We start from the raw sequence: 18,321 nt of genomic DNA on the forward strand, positions 1-18,321 counted from the left end.
GCGTCCGACGGTCCGGCACTGGACCGTCGGGCGCAGTCGTGGTGTTACCTTCGATCCGCACCCGACAGCACTGACACGAGGCGGATGACGTGACCCGGTACGAATCGCTGACAGAACTACTCGACGAGCGGTACTCGTGCCGGCAGTTCTTGCCGAAGCAGGTCTCTCACGAGGTCCTCGAACAGCTACTCGCTGCCGCCCAGCGAACTCCCTCCTGGTCCAATACCCAGTCGTGGCAGATCATCGTCACCGAGGGCGATGCCACCCGGAAGTTCTCCGAGGCGTTGGTGGAGCACGTCGCATCCGGGGTCCCGCAACCGGACTTCGCCTTCCCTGCCAGCTACAACGCCCTGCACCGCGCTCGGCGACGCGAATGCGGTGGGGCGCTGTACGAGAGCATCGGGGTGGTCAAGTCCGACACCGAGGCCACGACGCGTCAATTCATTCGCAACTACGAGCTGTTCGACGCCCCGCACGCGGCCATCATCACCACCGATGCCGACCTGGGTGTGTACGGGGCAGTCGACTGCGGGTTGTATCTGCAGACTTTCCTGCTGGCCGCCCAGAGTCTCGGTCTCGGAGCCATCGCGCAGGCAGCATTGGCTGCGTACTCACCGTTTCTGCACGAGTGGTTCGACATCCCGGACACCCGCCGCGTGGTGGCCGGGATCTCCTTCGGCTACCCCGACGAGACTCACCCGATCAACGGATTCCGCACCAGCCGAGCGCCTTTGGACGAGACGGTCAGATTCGTCAGCTGAGCACGTGCGGCGTCAGTTCCGAAGACGACGAACCAGCTCGGTACCGACATCCGTGCCCGAACGCCATGCGCTTTCCACCCTGGGCGCTCCGGATGCACACCACTGATCGCCGGCGAACCCGACGAGTCTTCCGTCGCGCTGCTCGAGCGCAAAAGTGCAATCGTGCTGCGACGCAGGCTTTGCGAACGTCCATCGATGGGCGTGCGTCCACGTGGGTGCTGAAGAGACGACTGATAGTTCGCGCAATGCTTCGAGAACCAGTGCGATCGCGCCGTCGGGATCGTCGAGGTGCTGCTGGGCCCGCTCGGACGTGGTGTGCACGACGAGAACCGAAGCGCCGTCACCCCGCCGGGCACCGTCGTCGACGACGAACGCGATATCGGGATGGTCGTTGACGAAGGCCGCGTCGCGGAAGGGCACGTCCAAGCCGTCGAATCCGCATGCCACCGCGATGACAGGTTCGTACTCGACGGCGTCGGGGACTGCGGTCAGTCGCGTCGCTTGAGGATCGGGCATCGCCAGCACGACGTGGCCGTCGGGTAGGTCGGTCAGATCGGAGGATCCTTCGATGTGGAAGTCTCCCAGCAAGTCTCGTACCAGAGAACGGAGCCCGGTCGGGGTGGCCCATCGAACAGGGCCGGTGGTGGTGCACGGTGCCGTTTCTGCCTTGAGAATTCCGAACGTGTTGGCCCACTGCCGCGCCAGACCCCTCGACTCCCAATCTGCGACTACTGTTGTGAAATCTTGGTCTCGGACGGTGAAGTACCCGGCACCCAGATCGACTCGCCGTCCGTGCAGCTCGGGGGACGACATACGCCCGCCCGGGGCGCGTCCTCTGTCGACGATGCGAAACGGCACGGCTGCGTCGTCGAGAACCCGGGCACATGCCGCGCCGGCAATACCGGCACCGACAATGGTGATCGAGTCCGTGGAGCGGTCAGCGTCGACATTCATGTCGTCAGTATGCCCGGAGGGGGCTTTGCGTAAGCCCACCGTATGTACCACCGTTTGTCTGGACAATTCGGTCAAGGACGGCGGCAACGCTGACTCTGTGATCGACTATAGGTATGTCAATCACGGACAAGCCGGAAACCGGTGAGCAAGGACTGGGCACCAGCCTCAAACCACGGCACGTAACGATGATCTCGATAGCCGGTGTTATCGGGGCAGGGCTGTTCGTCGGCTCGGCCAACGCCATCGCCACCGCAGGACCTGCGGTGCTCCTGGCCTATTTCTTCGCCGGATTGCTGGTGATCCTGGTGATGCGCATGCTCGGGGAAATGGCCACCGCCAACCCCGACACCGGTTCGTTCTCGACGTACGCGACCCGAGCATTAGGGCATTGGGCCGGCTTCTCCGTCGGCTGGCTGTATTGGTGGTTCTGGGTATTGGTGATCCCCGTCGAGGCGACCGCCGCTGCCGCTATTCTCACCAACTGGCTGGGCGGTGCCCAGTGGATGTGGGCTCTGATCATCGTTGTCGCGCTCACTGCGACAAACCTGATCAGCGTCGGCAACTACGGCGAGTTCGAGTTCTGGTTCGCGCTGGTGAAAGTCGTGGCCATCATCGCCTTCATCGGCCTCGGCATCGCAGCCATCCTGGGATGGCTGCCGAACTCCGAAGTCAGTGGTGTGGACCAACTCTGGGCCTCGGGTGGCTTCATGCCGCTGGGCTTCGGCGCGGTGATAGCCGCCATGCTGACCACGATGTTCTCGTTCATGGGATCGGAAATCGTCACCATCGCTGCGGCCGAATCCAAGGACCCCGCGAAGGGAATCACCCGCGCGACGAACTCGGTGATCTGGCGAATCTCGATCTTCTACTTCGGCTCGATCTTCATCATCGTCGCGCTCGTGCCCTGGAACGAACTGGACCCCGCGACCGGCTCCTACCAGTATGTGCTGTCCAAGATGGGAATTCCTCACGCGGAGACCATCATGGACATCGTCATCCTGACCGCCGTCGCGTCGTGCCTCAATTCGGCTCTCTACACCGCGTCTCGCATGTTGTATTCGCTCGGTGATCGAGGGGATGCGCCCAAGGCGGTCAAGAAGATCACGTCCAACGGAGTGCCGTGGGTTGCCGTCATCGCCTCGATGGTTCTCGGCTTCCTGGCTGTGGTGGGCAACTACATCCTCCCCGAGAAGCTCTTCACGTACCTGTTGGCTACTACCGGTGCCGTCGCACTGTTCGTCTACCTCGCCATTGCCAGCAGTCAATTGGTGCTGCGACGGCATCTCGACCGCGACGGCGAACGCCCTGCCGTCCGAATGTGGCTGTACCCGTGGCTCACCTACTTGGCCATCGGATTCATCGTCTTCGTCCTGGTGATGATGGTGGTGCGGCCGGAACAGCGGTCGTCCATCCTGCTGTCCGCCGTGCTGGCGGCAGTGACGGTGATCGGCGGGATCCTGGTGCAGCGCCGAAATACGCGGCGCGACAGTGTTGCCGCCCGCGTATCCGGTACACCCGACTAGATCCCTGAGTACACCTGTCGGTACAGGTCGACGATCTCCTCGGCGGTGGGCACCACCGGATTGTTGCCCGGGCTGCCCGAGGCGAGAGCCTGTTCGGCCATCAGCGGCAACAGGTTGTCCCACTTCGATTTGTCGATACCGAACGTCTCCGGAGTGGGAACCTCGACCTCGCGGCACAGGGTGACGATCGCGTCCTGCAACTTGCCCCCGGCAACCTGATCCGAATCGCTTTCCGAGGCCGCACCGAGAGCACGCGCGCAATCGGCGTAGCGCGTCTGTGCCCCCGTGATCGAGAAGGCCGTGACGGCGGGCAACAGCATTGCATTGGACAGCCCGTGTGCCACATGGAAATGAGCACCGATCGGCCGACTCATGCCGTGCACCAGACAGACGCTTGCGTTGGAGAACGCCATTCCTGCCTGCGTCGAGGCATGCATCATCGCCTCGCGCGCCTGCCGGTCGGCGCCGTCCCGGTACGCCCGCAGCAGCGACGTTCCGATCGTGCGAATTGCACTGAGCGCCAAGCCGTCTGAGATGGGGTTGGCCTTCTTGCTGACGTACGCCTCGATGGCATGCGTCAGCGCGTCGACTCCGGTATCGGCCGTCAAACGTGCGGGCATCGACATCGTCAACTCGAAGTCGATGATCGACGCGATCGGCAGAAAAGAAAGGCCGGGGCACAGCATCTTCTCGTCCGAGGCGACATCGGTGATGATCGTGAACTGGGTTGCCTCCGAGCCACTTCCGGCTGTGGTGGGAATGGCGATGATAGGCAGGGCCGGGCCGGTCGAGAGTACGGGAGCTTTGAAGTCCCGCATCGTCCCGCCTTGCACCGCGAGAATGGCCAGCGCCTTGGCCGTGTCCATCGGACTGCCGCCGCCGAACCCGATGATCGAATCGGCCGAATGCTGCTGCACCGCTTCGAGGCCGGCGATCAGCGAATCCGTCGTCGGATCCGGGACGGTCCCCGAGAACAGTGCGGGCGTCTTCCCGGCCTCGGTCATGATCTGCATCAAACGATCGGCGGAACCGTTGCCGGCCATGAACGCATCGGTGACGAGTAGCGGCCGTGATACGCCCAGGTCGGTCAGAACTGTGCCCAGCTCTTCGACAGCACCGCCGCCCAGCTTGAGGAACCGAGGAAACGAAATATTGGCAACCATGGTGTGCTCCTTTGCGAGGTGACCATGTGCACGGAACTTCGTAGCGGGCTACGAAGTTCCGTGCACCTGGGTTGGCTGTTTTCGGGGCTCAGCTGTTTTCAGGGAAGCCGAGGTTGATGCCGCCGTGGCTGGGGTCGAGCCAGCGGCTGGTGACGGCTTTGCCTCGGGTGAAGAAGTGCACTCCTTCGGTGCCGTGTGCGTGGCTGTCGCCGAAGAGGGAGTTCTTCCAGCCACCGAAGCTGTAGTACGCCATGGGGACCGGGATCGGCACGTTGATACCGACCATGCCGACCTCCACCTCGTTCTGGAAGCGGCGGGCAGCCCCACCGTCGTTGGTGAAGATGGCGGTGCCGTTGCCGTACGGGTTCTCGTTGATCAACTGCAGTGCGTCGTCGTAGGTGTCGACGCGGACGATCGAGAGAACCGGTCCGAAGATCTCGTCGGTGTAGACGCTCATCTCGGGAGTCACGTGGTCGATGAGCGTGGGGCCGAGCCAGAATCCGTTCTCTCCACCATCAGCCTTCACGCCGCGGCCGTCTACGACGAGGGTGGCTCCCGCGGCTTCGCCTGCATCGACGTACGAGGCGACCTTGTCGCGGTGGGCCTTGGTGACGAGCGGTCCCATGTCTGCCCCGCGGGTTCCGTCGCCGGTGACCAATGGCGTGGTGCGTTCGGCGATCTTGGCCACGAGTTCGTCGGCGATGTTCCCGACGGCGACGAGTGCGGAGATGGCCATGCAGCGTTCGCCTGCCGAGCCGAAGCCGGCGTTGACCATGGCGTCGGCGGCGAGGTCGAGATCGGCATCGGGGAGGACGACGGCGTGGTTCTTGGCACCGCCGAGAGCTTGGACGCGCTTTCCGTTGGCGGTGCCGGTGGAGTACACGTACTGGGCGATGGGGGTGGAGCCGACGAAGGAGATCGATTTGATCTTCTTGTTCTCGAGCAGCTCGTCGACGGCCACCTTGTCGCCCTGCAGGACGTTGAACACGCCGTCGGGCAGGCCTGCCTCGGCCCACAGCTTTGCCAGCCAGATGCTCGCGCTCGGGTCTTTCTCGGAGGGCTTGAGGACGACGGTGTTGCCGGCCGCGATGGCGATGGGGAAGAACCACATGGGGACCATGGCGGGGAAGTTGAAGGGGGAGATGATGCCGACGGGTCCCAGCGGCTGACGGATCGAGTAGACATCGACGCCGGTCGACGCATTCTCGGTGTATCCACCTTTGAGCAGATGCGCCATGCCGCAGGCGAATTCGACGACTTCCTGGCCGCGCGAGATTTCACCCAGGGCGTCGGAGAGGACCTTGCCGTGCTCGGCGGTGATGATGGCGGCGAGCTCGTTCTTTTTGGCGTTCAGCAACTCTCGGAACGAGAACAGAATGGAGGTTCGCTTGGCCAGTGACGTGTCGCGCCACGCCGGAAATGCGGCGGCGGCGGCGTCGATGACCGCGCGGGCGTCGTCGGTGTCGGCCAGGGCGAGGGTGCCGGTGACTTCGCCGGTCGCAGGATTGGTGACGGGGGAACTCCGGTCGGACTTGCCGGAGTAGGTCTTGCCATCGATCCAGTGCGCAATGACGTCGGTCAACGTTCGATCCTTTCCATCGGTGTGTCTCGAGTCTCACTTGTAACGATGCACATGTCAAAGGTTAAAGACGCAGATTGCCGTGCAGAAATGCACAGCGCGATAGGCTCGGTGGGTGTTCAACCCGGATCACCTCCGCTACTTCCTCGAAGTGTCGCGAACAGGACGCCTGACCGACGCGTCCCGGACTCTCGGCGTGGACCACACCACCGTCGGCCGGCGCATCACGGCACTCGAAAAGTCGGCCGGACAGCGCCTGTTCGACAGAACCCCGTCGGGATGGCGATTGACCGAGGCGGGGCGGCGGCTCGTCGGCTACGCCGAAACCGTGGAGTCGACGCTCATCGCGGCGTTCGAGGATCAGACGTCCGACACCGGATCCCTGCGCGGCACCGTCCGTATCGCGGCTCCGGACGGCTTCGGAGCCTTCGTCCTGACACCGAAACTCGGGGTACTGCGGGACAAGCACCCTGATCTCGATATCGAACTGGTCACCGCGACAGAGCACAACTCCTTGGCTACGAGAGAATTCGATATCGCCATCACACTGGAGCGGCCGTCGCCGAGATTCGTCGTCACCCGCAGACTGGCGACGTACTCGCTCGAGCTCTATGCCACCGAGGAGTATCTCGCCGCGATGTCGCCGATCCATACCGTCGACGACCTCCGAGGCCACACGTTGATTTCGTACGTCGACGCTCTGCTCGATGTCGCGCCGCTGCGAATCCTGGATTCGATTCTGCCCGAGGGCCGCGCGCAGATTCAGACCAACAACATCACCGGGCAGTGGATCGCGGCGAGATCGGGTGTGGGAATCGCGCCGTTGCCCAGTTACATCGGTGCGCCGGACGCTGCACTCACGCCGGTGCTGCCCGGCGTCGTCTCGGTCGAGCGGACGTACTGGACGGTGGTGCCGCGAGAGCTGACCGGTCTCGCACGGGTGAAGGCCGTCGACGACTTTCTGCGCTCGGTCGTGACCGACGAGAAGCATTTGCTTCCTGTGTCACAGTAACTACAGGAGAACTGCACAGCGCGAGATCGCCGGTGGCCGTTGAATTTTGGAGGTTCGGATGAGACGGGTGTCTCGTGACGACCGACACACGTGACGGCCGCCTCAAACGCGTAGGAATCGGCCTACTGGCGGGTAACAATCGGGTACAGCCAAGTCCGCACAGCGGATCCACTCGAGATTCTGGGGGAATCATGACAATGTTCGTAATGGCAGCCGTCGGCTTCGTAGGAATGGCAATCGCACTTCTCAACGACGGAAGCGACATCGACTTCGGCAACCGTCAGCTCGCGAGCGCATACCGCCAGCGCTGGGCCTGACCCACCGGGTTTCTGCGCCGGATGCGCAGTTGGCAAGATTCGTGGGATGTGGACACACCCCCGAGCGATCGGCTTACTAGTCGGCTACGGCCTCGATCGCGTGTTCGCAGACCCGAAGCGCTGGCATCCGGTCGCGGGGTTCGGCACGACGGCACTGCACGTCGAACGAGCCCTCTACCGTGACAACAGAGCCGCAGGAGTCGTTCATGCCGTGCTGCTGGTCGGCTCCATGACCGCTTTCGGTGTCGGCTCGAGCCGTTCGGCCGCTCGCCTGGGTGGACCCGCCGAGACCGTTCTGGTCGCGGCCGCCACCTGGGCAGCGCTGGGCGGAACGTCTCTGTCCCGGGTAGGTGGGCACATGGCAGACCTACTCGACAGCGAGGATCTGGTGGGCGGCCGTGAGTTGCTCCCGTCACTGTGTGGTCGCGATCCGGAATTCCTCGACTCCGATGGGCTGGCACGAGCCGCCCTCGAATCCATCGCAGAGAACACGTCCGACGCCGCGGTGGGTGTTCTCGTGTGGGGCGCGTTGGCGGGGGTGCCCGGAATTCTGGCCTATCGCGCGAGCAACACGCTGGACGCAATGGTCGGCTACCGGTCCGAGAAGTACCTTCGCTTCGGTTGGGCCTCGGCACGAATCGACGACGTCCTGAATCTGGTGCCCGCCCGGGTCACTGGACTGGCGACGATACTGGCAGCACCGCTGGTGCACGGATCGCCCGTCGAGGCGGCAAAGATGTGGCGTCGTGACGCGTCCAAGCACCCCAGCCCCAATGCAGGCGTCGCCGAGGCCTCGGCCGCCGGCGCGCTGGGGCTGCAGCTCGGAGGTAGAACGCAGTATCGACACGGCATCGAGAATCGGCCGACCCTGGGGGACGGGGCCTCACCGACCGCTCGCGACCTTCGACGAGCGGTCACCCTGTCGACTCGCGTGCAAGAACTGTCGGTGATCGCGTCAGCGGTTCTTGCCGTAGCGATCGGCCAGGCGAGGATCCGACGGCACCGTCGGACGTGATGCAGAGCGCGCCCTGGCGCGTTTCTCGCGTCGGGTGGGAAGTGTGAACTCCTCTTCCTCTACCGAACCGGGCCGGTCGTCTGGTCCGTCGCGGTCGTCGGGCACAGGACCGGGCTCGCCGGACATCGCGTCGGCCATCTCGGCACGAGACATCCGACGCTCCCTGATCTCGGCGCGAACGAAGTACGCCAGACCCAGCGGTGCCATGATCCCGAATGCAAGCCACTGCAGACCGTAGGAGAGGTAGGGACCCGCATCGGTCTGCGGCAATTCGATCAGGCCGAGTCCGCCCGGCTGGTCGTCGTCGAGCTGCAGGTACCCGTCGATTGCATCGACTCCGACCGCTGCGCCGATCTGCTCCGGGTTGATGTTGTAGACCTGCAGGTGACCGTCCTCTTCGATCGGTTCCCGCGACGTGCCCTCGGCTTGGCGCACCCGCGCGTCGAGCGTCACCTGTCCCGTGGGTGCGGGCTCGAAGTCGGGCGGTCTGGTGCCCTCCACAGGCAGTACGTAGCCGCGGTTGACCAATACGGTGGGCCCACCGTCGAGCACGAACGGGGTGATGACCTCGTACGCAGGCTGTTCACGAATGCTGCGCAGTCGCACCAACGCCTCGGAGTCGGGCAGGTAGGAGCCGGTTGCAGTCACTCGACGCCATTCGTCGTCGGCCGGGAAGCCGTTGGCGGTGAGGATGTCCGAGATCGGTACGGGATCTGCACCGACCGACCGGGTGATCAGGTCGTTGCGTGCAGAGGTCGAGGTGTTCTTGCCCAGCTGCCACGGAGCGAGCACGCTGAAGCACAGAAACGCGAAGGCCAGCGCGACGGCGGCCAGCACCAACCACTTCGGACGCAGCAAGAACCCTAACTTCTCCACCCCACCACGGTAGCCGGGTCAGCCGGAGAGCTGAGACCGTGCCCAGTTCAGCAGCCCCGGGATCGCACTTTCGATCTGCTCGCGCACCTCGGTGAACGCCGAGTCCGACGAGTAGTACGGGTCGGCGACCGACGAGTCGTCGGCATCGGGATCGAACGATCGCAACAGCGCCACTCGATCGGCGGGCGCACCGAGTTGCAACAGCGCCTTCGCATGGCCCGTGTCGAGCGCGACGATCAGATCGGCTGCCAGATGGTCCGGTCCGACCTGCGCGGCCTCGTGCTCACCGTCGTAGCCGTGGGCAACGAGCTCGGCGACAGTTCGGGGATCGGCACCGTCGCCCACGTGCCAGCCGCCGGTGCCTGCACTCGACACCCGCACGGCATCGGCCAGGCCGGCGTCGCGCAGATGCGCCGCAAAGACCTTCTCGGCCATCGGCGATCGGCAGATGTTGCCGGTGCACACGAATGTCACATGCAGTGGCTCGTTCACCGGGCTGCCACCGTGTTCTGCTCGAGCACCGCAGTCAACTCGTCCATGTTCGATGCAGTGAACGCGGCGTCGTCGCTCTCGCCGTCGATGCCGTAGCCCCACTCCACGTAGACGGTGGGAATGCCGAATCGAGCCGCACCGTGCACGTCGTGGTCACGATCACCGATCATGATCACCCCGGCGGTGCCGCCGTTCGTGTGTTCGACCGGGTCGATGCCGAGATTGGACAACGAGTGCGCGATGACATCGGACTTCGCTCGCCGGGTGCCGTCGTTGCTGGCACCGCCGATGAACTCGAAGTATCGAGACAGACCGAAGTGGTCGAGAATTCGTACGGCGAAGCGCTCCGACTTGGACGTCGCCACTCCGAGGCGCACGCCGCGTTCCTGCAACCGCGTCAATACCGGTTCGATGCCCTCGAACGCGGTGTTCTCGGCCCAGCCCCGCTCGTCGTACCGCTCGAAATACGCCGCCAACGCTCGTTGCGCCGCGTCCTCGTCCAGTCCGAGCCCGCGCAAGGTGTCGATCAGGGGCGGCCCGACGACCAGCGACAGCTGCTCATCGGTCGGCTCGGGCGCGTCCACCGAGGCCAGTGCGTGGCGAAAACCGGCATGAATTCCCGGTGCGGAATCGGTCAGAGTTCCATCGAGATCGAACAGAACAACGGACGCGGGGGTAACGGCAGGCATGTTCGAAGCCTATCGGTGCGGACTGTTCGGGTATGTCTGCGGCTACGCTCGTCGCGATGTCCGATACAGCTGCCGAACCCGACGCGCTTCTCCGTCACAAGCCGGATGAGCTCCTTCGTCACAGGCCGGATGAGCTCCTTCGTCACCACGGCGACGTCGAGGTCGAGTCCGGTTTCGTCGATTTCGCCGTCAACGTGCGCGGCGACGGCCCGCCGCCCTGGCTACGGGATCGGCTTGCCACCGCACTGAGTTCACTGGGTTCGTACCCGAGCGCTGCAGCCGAGTACGCCGCACGAGAGCAGGTGGCCGCACACCACGGGCGCTCCCCGGACGAGGTGCTGCTGCTCAGCGGCGGGGCCGAGGGCTTCTCGATGCTGCCGCGCTTGGAGCCCTCCCTCGCGGCAACGATTCATCCGTCCTTCACCGAGCCCGATTGGGTGCTGGAACAGGCGGGTGTACCGGTGCATCGGGTAATCCTTCCGCCGCCCTTCGCACTCGACCCGACGCTCGTGCCCGAGGCCGCCGACATGGTGATCATCGGCAACCCCACCAACCCGACGTCGGTTCTGCACCCGTGCGAGGCGGTGCTGAGCCTGCGTCGGCCCGGCCGAACGGTGGTGGTCGACGAGGCCTTCGCCGACGCGGTGCTCGGGGCCGGAGAATCGGTCGCGTCGCAGAGCCTGGATGACGTAGTGGTCCTGCGCAGCCTGACGAAGACATGGGCGTTGGCGGGGCTGCGGTGCGGATACGCGGTGGGGCACACCGACGTTCTTGCCAGGATGCAGCACGGCCGCGCGCACTGGCCGCTGGGGAGCCTGCAGATCGAAGCGATCCGTGCCTGCACCGAACCGTTTGCCATCGATCAGGCACGTGCCGAGTCCGAGCGCATCGATCGTGAACGAACAGAGATGATCGGACGACTCGATGCCCTCGGTCTCGAGATCGCCGGTCCGGCCCGTGCACCGTTTCTGCTGGTGCGTGTCGACGGTGCCGATTCGGTACGAGAATGCCTGCGCGCGAGGGGTATCGCGGTGCGTCGCGGCGACACGTTCCCGGGACTCGACCGTCACTACCTGCGTGTGGCGGTCCGCGACTCAGTGCAGGTCGACATACTGGTGGATGCGTTGAACACCGTTCTGTGAGGAGAGCAACGAACATGGCAGTGACACTGGCCGAGGTCATCGAGGTTCTCGACACCGCGTACCCACCGCATCTGGCCGAGAGCTGGGACTCGGTGGGGCTGGTGTGCGGAGACCCCAAAGCTGCTGTGCAGCAGGTGTTGTACACCGTCGACGTCACCGAGGCGGTGGTCGACGAGGCCATCGCGTGGGGTGCCGATCTGATCGTCGCCCACCACCCGCTGCTACTCAGAGGCGTCGACACCGTGGCGGCCGATACCGCCAAGGGCTCGGTGATCCACCGCCTGATCAAAGCCGACTGTGCACTGTTCACCGCCCACACCAACGCAGACTCTGCCGATCCCGGTGTGTCGGACGCGCTCGCAGCCGCGCTCGGCGTGATCGACACCAGACCACTCGACCCCATTCCTGCTCCTGCACACGACAAATGGGTGGTCTTCGTACCGACCTCCGATTCGGCCACGGTGCGACAGGCGCTGTTCGACGCCGGAGCCGGACAGATCGGCGACTACAGCGAAGCGAGCTGGCACGCGACCGGTCTCGGCCAGTTCCGCCCCGGTCCGAATGCGCACCCGACATTGGGCATTGTCGGTGAGGTGCACACGGTGACAGAGGATCGCATCGAGGTTGTTGCCCCTAAATCGGAACGCGCGCATGTGCTTTCGGCTCTACGCCACGCGCACCCCTACGAGGAGCCTGCGTTCGATGTCTTCGAGTCCGCGGCCTTACCGTCGTGCACCGGCTTGGGGCGCATCGGCCGACTGCCGAGTCCGATGACCCTCGCCGAGTTCACCGACGTCGTTCGGGGCGCGTTGCCGGCTACCAGCTGGGGCGTCCGAGCCGCCGGTGATCCCGAGGCCGCGGTCTCGGTGATTGCGATGTGCGGGGGAGCTGGCGATTCGTTCCTCTCTGCAGTCGCGCGGACCGACGCCGACGTGTACGTCACCTCGGATCTGCGGCACCACCCCGTCGACGAACATCTGCGCGCGGGTGGCCCCGCGGTGATCGACACCGCGCACTGGGCGTCGGAGTTCCCATGGTGTGAACAAGCACGCAGCATCGTCGACGCGAAGCTCGGTGACACGGACGGGTGGAGCAGCCGGGTGACCGAGGTGCGCACCGACCCGTGGAGGCTGTGACGGATGAACCCCGCGACCGGCCATCGAGTGGATCGGGCTCGCTCGGTTTACTGCAGCCGGTAGGGTAATCGGAATCAACTTCCATAGTCGCAGGAGTCATCAAGCGTGAACGTCGATCCCAAAGTCCAGGCCTCGCTACTCGAATTGGCCGGTGTGGATACCGAACTCTCGCAGATCGCCCACCGCCGCAAAAGCCTCCCCGAGCAGCAGGAGGTGGACAAGCTCGAGACCGAGCGCACCACCCGCAAGGACGCCGCGGTGACGGTGCAGATTTCTATGGACGACCTCGATCGAGACATTCGTAAGCTCGAGGGTGAGGTCGACGCGGTTCGTCAGCGCGAGGCGCGCGACAAGAAGATGCTCGAGAGCGGCACGATCGCCCCGAAGCAGATGACCGAATTGCAGCACGAGCTCGGCAGCCTCGAACGTCGCCAGGGCATCCTGGAGGAGGAACTGCTCGAGGTCATGGAGCAGCGTGAGGCCAGTGAGCGGGACTACGAGCACGCCGGCGCGCAGCTCACCCAGATCGAGGACGAACTCGTCGACGCCGGTCGACGCCGAGACGACGCCGTCGCAGACCTCGATGTCGCCGAGAAGCGCAGCGCCGAGCGGCGCGAATCGTTGGTCTCGGGATTGCCCGCGGATCTGCTTGCGCTGTACGAGAAGCAGCGCGCGCTCACCGGCCGCGGTGCAGCCTTGCTGCAAGCTCGCCGCTGTGGGGCATGCCGAATCGAGCTGGATCGCAACGAGATCGCAAGCATCGCCAACAAGCCGGCCGATGCATTGATTCGCTGCTCCGAGTGCAACGCAATCCTGGTGCGCACGAAGGAATCCGGAATTTGAGCCAGGTGTCGCGGGTTGTCGCCGAAGCAGACGGTGGATCGCGGGGAAACCCCGGGCCCGCTGGATACGGCGCAGTGGTGTTCAGCGCCGATCGCTCGCAGGTTCTTGCCGAGCGTCGTGCGTCGTTGGGAGTGGCGACCAACAATGTCGCCGAGTACAACGGCCTGATCGCCGCACTGACTGCGGCTCGCGACGTCGGGGCACGTGAGGTTGCCGTGCGCATGGACTCCAAACTCGTCGTCGAGCAAATGTCCGGACGCTGGAAAGTGAAGCATCCGGACATGATTCCGCTTCAGCGGAAAGCGGCCGAACTGGCTCGCGGCTTCGATTCCGTCACCTACGAGTGGATTCCGCGCGCGCAGAACTCGCACGCCGACGCACTGGCGAACGAGGCTATGGACGCAGCGGCCGAGGGCGTCGACCTGACACCCAAGTCCGATGCCGAGCCGGTCGCCAAGAAGACCGAGTCGCCGGGGTGGACCGGTGCAATGGGGGAACCGACGCGCCTGCTGTTGCTGCGCCACGGACAGACCCCCATGTCGGTCGACCGGCGATACTCCGGCCGCGGCAATCCGGACTTGACCGAACTGGGTCGACGCCAAGCTGATTCTGCCGCAACGGTTCTCGGTTCGCGTACCGATATCGATGCGATCGTGGCCTCGCCGTTGGCGCGGGCACAACAGACCGCCTCAGCGACGGCCGACCGCCTAGGATTGCCCGTCACCACCGTGGACGGTCTCATCGAGACCGATTTCGGTGATTGGGAGGCTCTGACGTTCGGTGAGGCGAAAGAGCGATTTCCAGAGCAGCATCGGGCGTGGATGGGCGACACCTCGGTAGCCCCGCCGAACGGGGAGAGTTTCGACGCGGTGCGTGTACGCATCGAAGCGACCCGTGACCAGTTGCTCACCGAGTACGCCGGAAAGACCCTTCTGGTGGTCACCCATGTCACCCCGATCAAGATGCTGCTGCAACTTGCGCTCGACGTCGGCCCGTCGCTGCTGTACCGACTGCACCTGGATCTCGCGTCACTGAGTATCGCCGAGTTCTACCCCGACGGAGGCGCGTCGGTGCGACTGGTGAACGACACCTCGCACCTGACCCCACTTAGCTGACGCTTCTGCCACGCGGGTGACGGCACCTTCACAGCCACGTGCAAGCAGCGCAGCCATTGTCGGTGGTGCCAGCAGTGACCACGGATAAACTGCACGAGTGACCGCCGCCAGAGCGCATCCCACACTGCTGTCTGTCGAGCAGTGGCGTGCGCTGGGTGAGGACGATTTTCACGCCGAAATGCAGGAGGGTGTGCCTATCGAGTCACCGCGACCGTCGAAAGCCCACGCTCGAATTCTGTTCCGTCTGTGTACACAGCTCGCCGAACAGCTACTGGTCGAGCTGGAGGCGTTACCGGAGGTCGAGGTTGTCGTCGATGCGGTGACGCCGGCGACAGTGCGCGTACCTGATGTGGTGGTGTGCGGCGGATTCGAGCGGTGGTTGCAACGTGCCTGATCATTAGGGATGTTTGCGATGGTTCACCCGGGTTTCTCTCATCAGGTTCGGATGACGTTCTGGTCACTGCGTAGCAGTGGCGTGACGGTCAAGGACGCTGCCCTCGCGGTCGGGATCAGCGAGGGCAGCGGCTGGAATTGGGTGTACGAACGCGGTGGTGTGCGGCCACGCTCGACACCGGAGCCAACGGGCCGTTTCCTCTCACTGGAGGAACGGGAGTTCATCGCCGACGGTGTCCGGGACGGGTGGACGATGACCGCGATCGCGACATGCCTTAGCCGAGCGGTGTCGACGATCAGTCGAGAACTCAAGCGGCACACTTATTCTCGAGGTCGATACAAGCCGCATCAGGCCGAACGTGATGCCCGAAAGGCAGCCAAACGCCCGAAGAAGGGCAAGCTCGAGCTCACACCGTTACTGCGGGATCGGGTGCAGGCGCTGCTCGAGTTGGACTACTCGCCCGAACAGATCTCGGCGACACTGAGGAAGGAATTTCCTCACTCGACGGGATGCATGTGTCGCACGAAACGATCTACCAAAGCTTGTACGTTCAGAGCAAAGGTGGCCTGACCAAGGAGCTGACCAGGCACCTTCGGACGGGTCGGCCGGTGCGTCTCGCGCATCGCCGTACCACCGAACGGCGATCACGCATCCCGGGGATGGTCAACATTTCCGAGCGGCCCGCCGAGGTCGCCGACCGCAACGTTCCCGGCCATTGGGAGGGTGATCTGATCATCGGCACCAAGGGCGGGTCGGCGATCGGGACGTTGGTCGAGCGGACGTCGAGGTTGGTGATGTTGCTGCATCTGCCCACCGATCATTCCGCCGCGTCGGTGGCCGAGGCGATGACGGCGAAGATCACGGAACTGCCTGCGGCACTGATGCGTTCGATCACCTGGGATCAGGGCCGGGAGATGGCCAAGCATGCCGAGATCACCATCGCCACAGGGGTGCAGATCTATTTCTGTGATCCGCACTCCCCGTGGCAGCGGGGCACCAACGAGAACACCAACGGTCTGCTCCGTCAGTACTTCAAGAAGGGCACCGATCTGTCGGTGCACGGGCCCGAACGACTCGACGAGGTCGCCGCTTTACTGAACAACCGCCCCAGAAAAACCCTGGGGTGGGATACTCCCCTGGAGGAGTACAACAAACGACTGCTCGTTGCGACGACCACGTGAACCCGTCTGCGAAATCGACTCACCCGAGGCGCTGTACGCGAAGGACGTCGTTCTGGTCGTCGAGGTCATCTCGCCTGGGTCTCGGCGTACCGATGTGGTGACCAAGCGCAGCGAGTACGCCGACGCGGGGATCGAGCATTACTGGATTGTCGATCCGGAGGCTGCCACGCTGACAACGCTGGATCTGAGTTCGCGCGGCTATGTCGAACAGGTCCGCCGAGGGCTGTGCGTCATCGAAGCCCCGTTACCGGTGACGATCGACCTCGACGCCGCGCTGAGCTGAGCTGATTCTGCTTTTTTCGCGACTTATCCCGCTCGAATCGCGGCCCGACTGGCAAGGCTCAGATCTGCAGCGCAAGCCACAGGCCCGCCACCGCACCCACGATGGTCAGCGGTGTGGTGATGACGCCGAGTACGGTGAACGTTCGCAGATCCGCTGGCTCGCCATTGGCCGATGCGACGCGTCGCCACAGCATGATCGCCAGCGACCCGACGTAGGTGAGGTTGGGGCCGAGGTTCACCCCGATCACCATGGCCAACAACAACGACGGGGGAGCGTCGGCACCGAACGCGGCCAGTAGCAGCAGGGTCGCGGGCAGGTTGTTGACGATGTTCGACGCCACCGCCGCGATGGCAGCTGCGGCCAGCAGGGACGCGAAGGTGGTGTCGGACGGCAGGATTCGCGCCAGCCAGTCGCCGATCGGACCGGTTGTCACGCCGAGAACGACGATGCCGAGAAGAAAGACGAAGCCACAGAACGGAAGATCGGCACCGCGCAGTATGGCGCGAGGTGTGGTGTGCCGAGCTCGAAGTGCCGGGATCGCGAGCGCAATCGACCCCACCGCAGCGACCCAGAACGGTTCGATATCGAACAATCCCGCGACAGCGAAGCCGACGAGTGTCGCACCGAGGATGAGCAGCGTGCTGCGCGGTGCGGGCACGTCGTCGGTGTCCTGCTCGGTGGGACTGCTCGGTGGGGCCCCCGTGCCGGTCAGATCCTTGCGGAAGAAGATCAGGAACACCGCTAGTTCGATAGCGACCGCGAAAATCCACGGCAGTGCCATCAACGCGGTGAAGTGCAGGAAGGTCAGGCCGGTTGCGGCAAAGGCCAACAGGTTGGTCAGGTTCGACACCGGCAGCAGAGTCGACGCCGAATTGGACAGGTGCGCAGTGGCGTAACTGTGTGGACGCGGCGACATCCCCAGGATGCGAGCGGCACCGATGATGGCCGGTGTCAGGAGAACCACGGTGGCGTCGAGGCTCAGCACGGCCGTGGTTGCCGCGGCGGCTGCGAACACGAGGGTGAGCAGTCTGCGGGGGCTGCCCTTGGATCCGCGGCGTAGCTTCGCGGCGATCCAGGTGAAGACACCGAGGGCATCCGACAGATGCGCCAGGATCAGGATGAACGCCAGGAACACGACGGTGGGAGCGAGCTCGAGTACCTGCTCACGTGCGGCATCGAGGCTGACGAGGCCGACGAGAAGAACGACGGCTGCCGCTGGAAGTGCGGCGACGATCTCGGGGAGACCGCGCGGGCGAACGATGGCGAAGACGAGGACGGCGGCGACCAATGCCGCAGCGAGAACGGTCACGCGAGAATCTTCACGAGAGTGCGCACGTTTCGCGTGGTGGTCGTGGCCTTGTACTTCGCCTTTGCCGTGGCTTTCCCGAACGTGCTGTCGGTGGTGTTGCCCTTTCGCACCTCCCAGTAGAGCACGCTGTTCCCTTCGGCAATCCTTTCCAGTTCGGGGTCGAGTTCGTCTGCAAGAGCGGACAATTCGGTCAAATGGCTATCGTCGTTGCCGAACACCACATAAGGATGCCAGCCTTCCCGTTCGGCGTCGAACGGGTAGGACTCCACTATCGCGTCCAGTGCCGGGACGTCGAGCATGACAACCCAGGCTTGGTAGCCGAATGCCTGGGCGAGCGTGCTTTCCACCTGTGCTTTCAAGGCGGCGGCGGTCAGCGGAGACTGCAGCAGCACATTGCCGGTCGCCAGAATCGTGCGGACATTCGTGAAGCCGGCCGCGCTCAGCGCCGCACGTAGGTCGACCATCTTGATGTTGATGCCGCCGACGTTGATGCCGCGCAGCAACACGACCCATTCACTCATAGGGGGAACTGTAGTT

Annotated in this window: 19 protein-coding genes and 1 pseudogene; 12 read left to right on the forward strand and 8 right to left on the reverse strand. The window is 64.4% G+C overall.

Annotation, left to right across the window (positions count from 1 at the left end):
• Nucleotides 1–89: 89 nt before the first annotated feature.
• Nucleotides 90–761: a nitroreductase gene (locus tag ASG84_RS05645; RefSeq protein WP_057476042.1), complete on the forward strand. Its 672-nt coding sequence runs from the start codon at nt 90–92 to the stop codon at nt 759–761.
• 12 nt (nt 762–773) lie between these two features.
• Here the strand turns inward: ASG84_RS05645 and ASG84_RS05650 are convergent, their stop codons facing one another.
• The gene (locus ASG84_RS05650) at nt 774–1,715 is read right to left on the reverse strand and encodes an NAD(P)/FAD-dependent oxidoreductase (RefSeq protein ID WP_057476043.1); all 942 of its coding nucleotides are present in this window, start codon (nt 1,713–1,715) and stop codon (nt 774–776) included.
• Nucleotides 1,716–1,828: 113 nt separating this feature from the next.
• On the opposite strand from ASG84_RS05650, the gene ASG84_RS05655 reads away from it, so the two are divergent.
• Entirely contained in the window at nt 1,829–3,238 is a 1,410-nt protein-coding gene (locus tag ASG84_RS05655) for an amino acid permease (RefSeq protein ID WP_057476044.1), read from the forward strand.
• On the opposite strand, the gene ASG84_RS05660 is transcribed toward ASG84_RS05655, so the two are convergent.
• Nucleotides 3,235–4,401 (reverse strand): iron-containing alcohol dehydrogenase, encoded by a 1,167-nt coding sequence (locus ASG84_RS05660; RefSeq protein ID WP_057476045.1) that lies wholly within the window; start codon nt 4,399–4,401, stop codon nt 3,235–3,237. The two genes, ASG84_RS05655 and ASG84_RS05660, sit on opposite strands and share 4 nt — an antisense overlap.
• 88 nt (nt 4,402–4,489) lie before the next feature.
• Nucleotides 4,490–5,983 (reverse strand): CoA-acylating methylmalonate-semialdehyde dehydrogenase, encoded by a 1,494-nt coding sequence (locus ASG84_RS05665; RefSeq protein ID WP_057476046.1) that lies wholly within the window; start codon nt 5,981–5,983, stop codon nt 4,490–4,492.
• Nucleotides 5,984–6,095: 112 nt separating this feature from the next.
• Here ASG84_RS05665 and ASG84_RS05670 point away from each other — a divergent pair, with 112 nt between their 5' ends.
• From ASG84_RS05670 to ASG84_RS05675, 3 genes are all read left to right on the forward strand, one after another.
• On the forward strand, nt 6,096–6,992 hold the full coding sequence (locus tag ASG84_RS05670; protein WP_057476047.1) for a LysR family transcriptional regulator: 897 nt from the start codon (nt 6,096–6,098) through the stop codon (nt 6,990–6,992).
• Nucleotides 6,993–7,183: 191 nt separating this feature from the next.
• Nucleotides 7,184–7,309 (forward strand): hypothetical protein, encoded by a 126-nt coding sequence (locus tag ASG84_RS28515; RefSeq protein WP_268793484.1) that lies wholly within the window; start codon nt 7,184–7,186, stop codon nt 7,307–7,309.
• Nucleotides 7,310–7,355: 46 nt separating this feature from the next.
• Nucleotides 7,356–8,324 (forward strand): cobalamin biosynthesis protein, encoded by a 969-nt coding sequence (locus ASG84_RS05675; protein WP_057476048.1) that lies wholly within the window; start codon nt 7,356–7,358, stop codon nt 8,322–8,324.
• Here the strand turns inward: ASG84_RS05675 and ASG84_RS05680 are convergent.
• The 3 genes from ASG84_RS05680 to ASG84_RS05690 are packed head-to-tail and all read right to left on the reverse strand — an operon-like array spanning nt 8,265 to nt 10,381.
• Entirely contained in the window at nt 8,265–9,200 is a 936-nt protein-coding gene (locus ASG84_RS05680; RefSeq protein ID WP_057476049.1) for an SURF1 family cytochrome oxidase biogenesis protein, read from the reverse strand. The genes ASG84_RS05675 and ASG84_RS05680 overlap by 60 nt on opposite strands.
• Before the next feature lie 18 nt (nt 9,201–9,218).
• The gene (locus ASG84_RS05685; protein ID WP_200936506.1) at nt 9,219–9,692 is read right to left on the reverse strand and encodes a low molecular weight protein-tyrosine-phosphatase; all 474 of its coding nucleotides are present in this window, start codon (nt 9,690–9,692) and stop codon (nt 9,219–9,221) included.
• Nucleotides 9,689–10,381: an HAD-IA family hydrolase gene (locus ASG84_RS05690; protein WP_057476050.1), complete on the reverse strand. Its 693-nt coding sequence runs from the start codon at nt 10,379–10,381 to the stop codon at nt 9,689–9,691. Before ASG84_RS05690 ends, ASG84_RS05685 begins: the two co-directional genes overlap by 4 nt.
• 56 nt (nt 10,382–10,437) lie before the next feature.
• On the opposite strand from ASG84_RS05690, the gene cobC reads away from it, so the two are divergent.
• The 7 genes and pseudogenes from cobC to ASG84_RS28715 all read left to right on the forward strand — a co-directional run bounded on the left by cobC (nt 10,438) and on the right by ASG84_RS28715 (nt 16,475).
• Nucleotides 10,438–11,523, forward strand: a complete 1,086-nt coding sequence (cobC, locus tag ASG84_RS05695; protein WP_082520832.1) for an Rv2231c family pyridoxal phosphate-dependent protein CobC — start codon at nt 10,438–10,440, stop codon at nt 11,521–11,523.
• Nucleotides 11,524–11,537: 14 nt separating this feature from the next.
• A complete protein-coding gene (locus tag ASG84_RS05700) occupies nt 11,538–12,659 on the forward strand; it encodes a Nif3-like dinuclear metal center hexameric protein (RefSeq protein WP_057476051.1) in 1,122 nt (373 codons plus the stop codon).
• A gap of 105 nt (nt 12,660–12,764) precedes the next feature.
• Nucleotides 12,765–13,502, forward strand: a complete 738-nt coding sequence (locus ASG84_RS05705; RefSeq protein ID WP_057476052.1) for a zinc ribbon domain-containing protein — start codon at nt 12,765–12,767, stop codon at nt 13,500–13,502.
• A 5-nt stretch (nt 13,503–13,507) separates the two neighbouring features.
• Entirely contained in the window at nt 13,508–14,617 is a 1,110-nt protein-coding gene (locus ASG84_RS05710) for a bifunctional RNase H/acid phosphatase (protein ID WP_057476053.1), read from the forward strand.
• Nucleotides 14,618–14,714: 97 nt separating this feature from the next.
• Nucleotides 14,715–15,011, forward strand: coding sequence for a Uma2 family endonuclease (locus tag ASG84_RS05715; RefSeq protein WP_057476054.1), 297 nt, complete (start codon nt 14,715–14,717; stop codon nt 15,009–15,011).
• Nucleotides 15,012–15,029: 18 nt separating this feature from the next.
• Nucleotides 15,030–16,192, forward strand: a pseudogene (locus ASG84_RS26855) (IS30 family transposase).
• Entirely contained in the window at nt 16,176–16,475 is a 300-nt protein-coding gene (locus ASG84_RS28715) for a Uma2 family endonuclease (protein ID WP_057476057.1), read from the forward strand. Before ASG84_RS26855 ends, ASG84_RS28715 begins: the two are co-directional and overlap by 17 nt.
• Before the next feature lie 58 nt (nt 16,476–16,533).
• Here ASG84_RS28715 and ASG84_RS05735 read toward each other — a convergent pair whose 3' ends face one another.
• Both ASG84_RS05735 and ASG84_RS05740 read right to left on the reverse strand, forming a co-directional pair.
• The gene (locus tag ASG84_RS05735) at nt 16,534–17,784 is read right to left on the reverse strand and encodes an SLC13 family permease (RefSeq protein WP_057476058.1); all 1,251 of its coding nucleotides are present in this window, start codon (nt 17,782–17,784) and stop codon (nt 16,534–16,536) included.
• Nucleotides 17,781–18,305 carry a DUF1697 domain-containing protein gene (locus tag ASG84_RS05740; RefSeq protein ID WP_057476059.1) on the reverse strand — a complete coding sequence of 175 codons (525 nt, stop codon included), beginning with the start codon at nt 18,303–18,305 and terminating at the stop codon, nt 17,781–17,783. The genes ASG84_RS05735 and ASG84_RS05740 overlap by 4 nt, the downstream gene beginning before the upstream one ends.
• Nucleotides 18,306–18,321: the final 16 nt, after the last annotated feature.

Origin of the sequence: Rhodococcus sp. Leaf278 (genome assembly GCF_001426085.1) — a bacterium.
GTDB lineage: Bacteria > Actinomycetota > Actinomycetes > Mycobacteriales > Mycobacteriaceae > Rhodococcoides.

Coding starts and splice junctions, on each gene's coding strand:
- ASG84_RS28515 (WP_268793484.1), top strand. CDS start 7,184: ATGACAATGTTCGTAATGGCAGCCGTCGGCTTCGTAGGAATGGCAATC.
- ASG84_RS05650 (WP_057476043.1), bottom strand. CDS start 1,715: ATGAATGTCGACGCTGACCGCTCCACGGACTCGATCACCATTGTCGGT.
- ASG84_RS05700 (WP_057476051.1), top strand. CDS start 11,538: ATGGCAGTGACACTGGCCGAGGTCATCGAGGTTCTCGACACCGCGTAC.
- ASG84_RS05690 (WP_057476050.1), bottom strand. CDS start 10,381: ATGCCTGCCGTTACCCCCGCGTCCGTTGTTCTGTTCGATCTCGATGGA.
- ASG84_RS05740 (WP_057476059.1), bottom strand. CDS start 18,305: ATGAGTGAATGGGTCGTGTTGCTGCGCGGCATCAACGTCGGCGGCATC.
- ASG84_RS05675 (WP_057476048.1), top strand. CDS start 7,356: ATGTGGACACACCCCCGAGCGATCGGCTTACTAGTCGGCTACGGCCTC.
- ASG84_RS05655 (WP_057476044.1), top strand. CDS start 1,829: ATGTCAATCACGGACAAGCCGGAAACCGGTGAGCAAGGACTGGGCACC.
- cobC (WP_082520832.1), top strand. CDS start 10,438: ATGTCCGATACAGCTGCCGAACCCGACGCGCTTCTCCGTCACAAGCCG.
- ASG84_RS05660 (WP_057476045.1), bottom strand. CDS start 4,401: ATGGTTGCCAATATTTCGTTTCCTCGGTTCCTCAAGCTGGGCGGCGGT.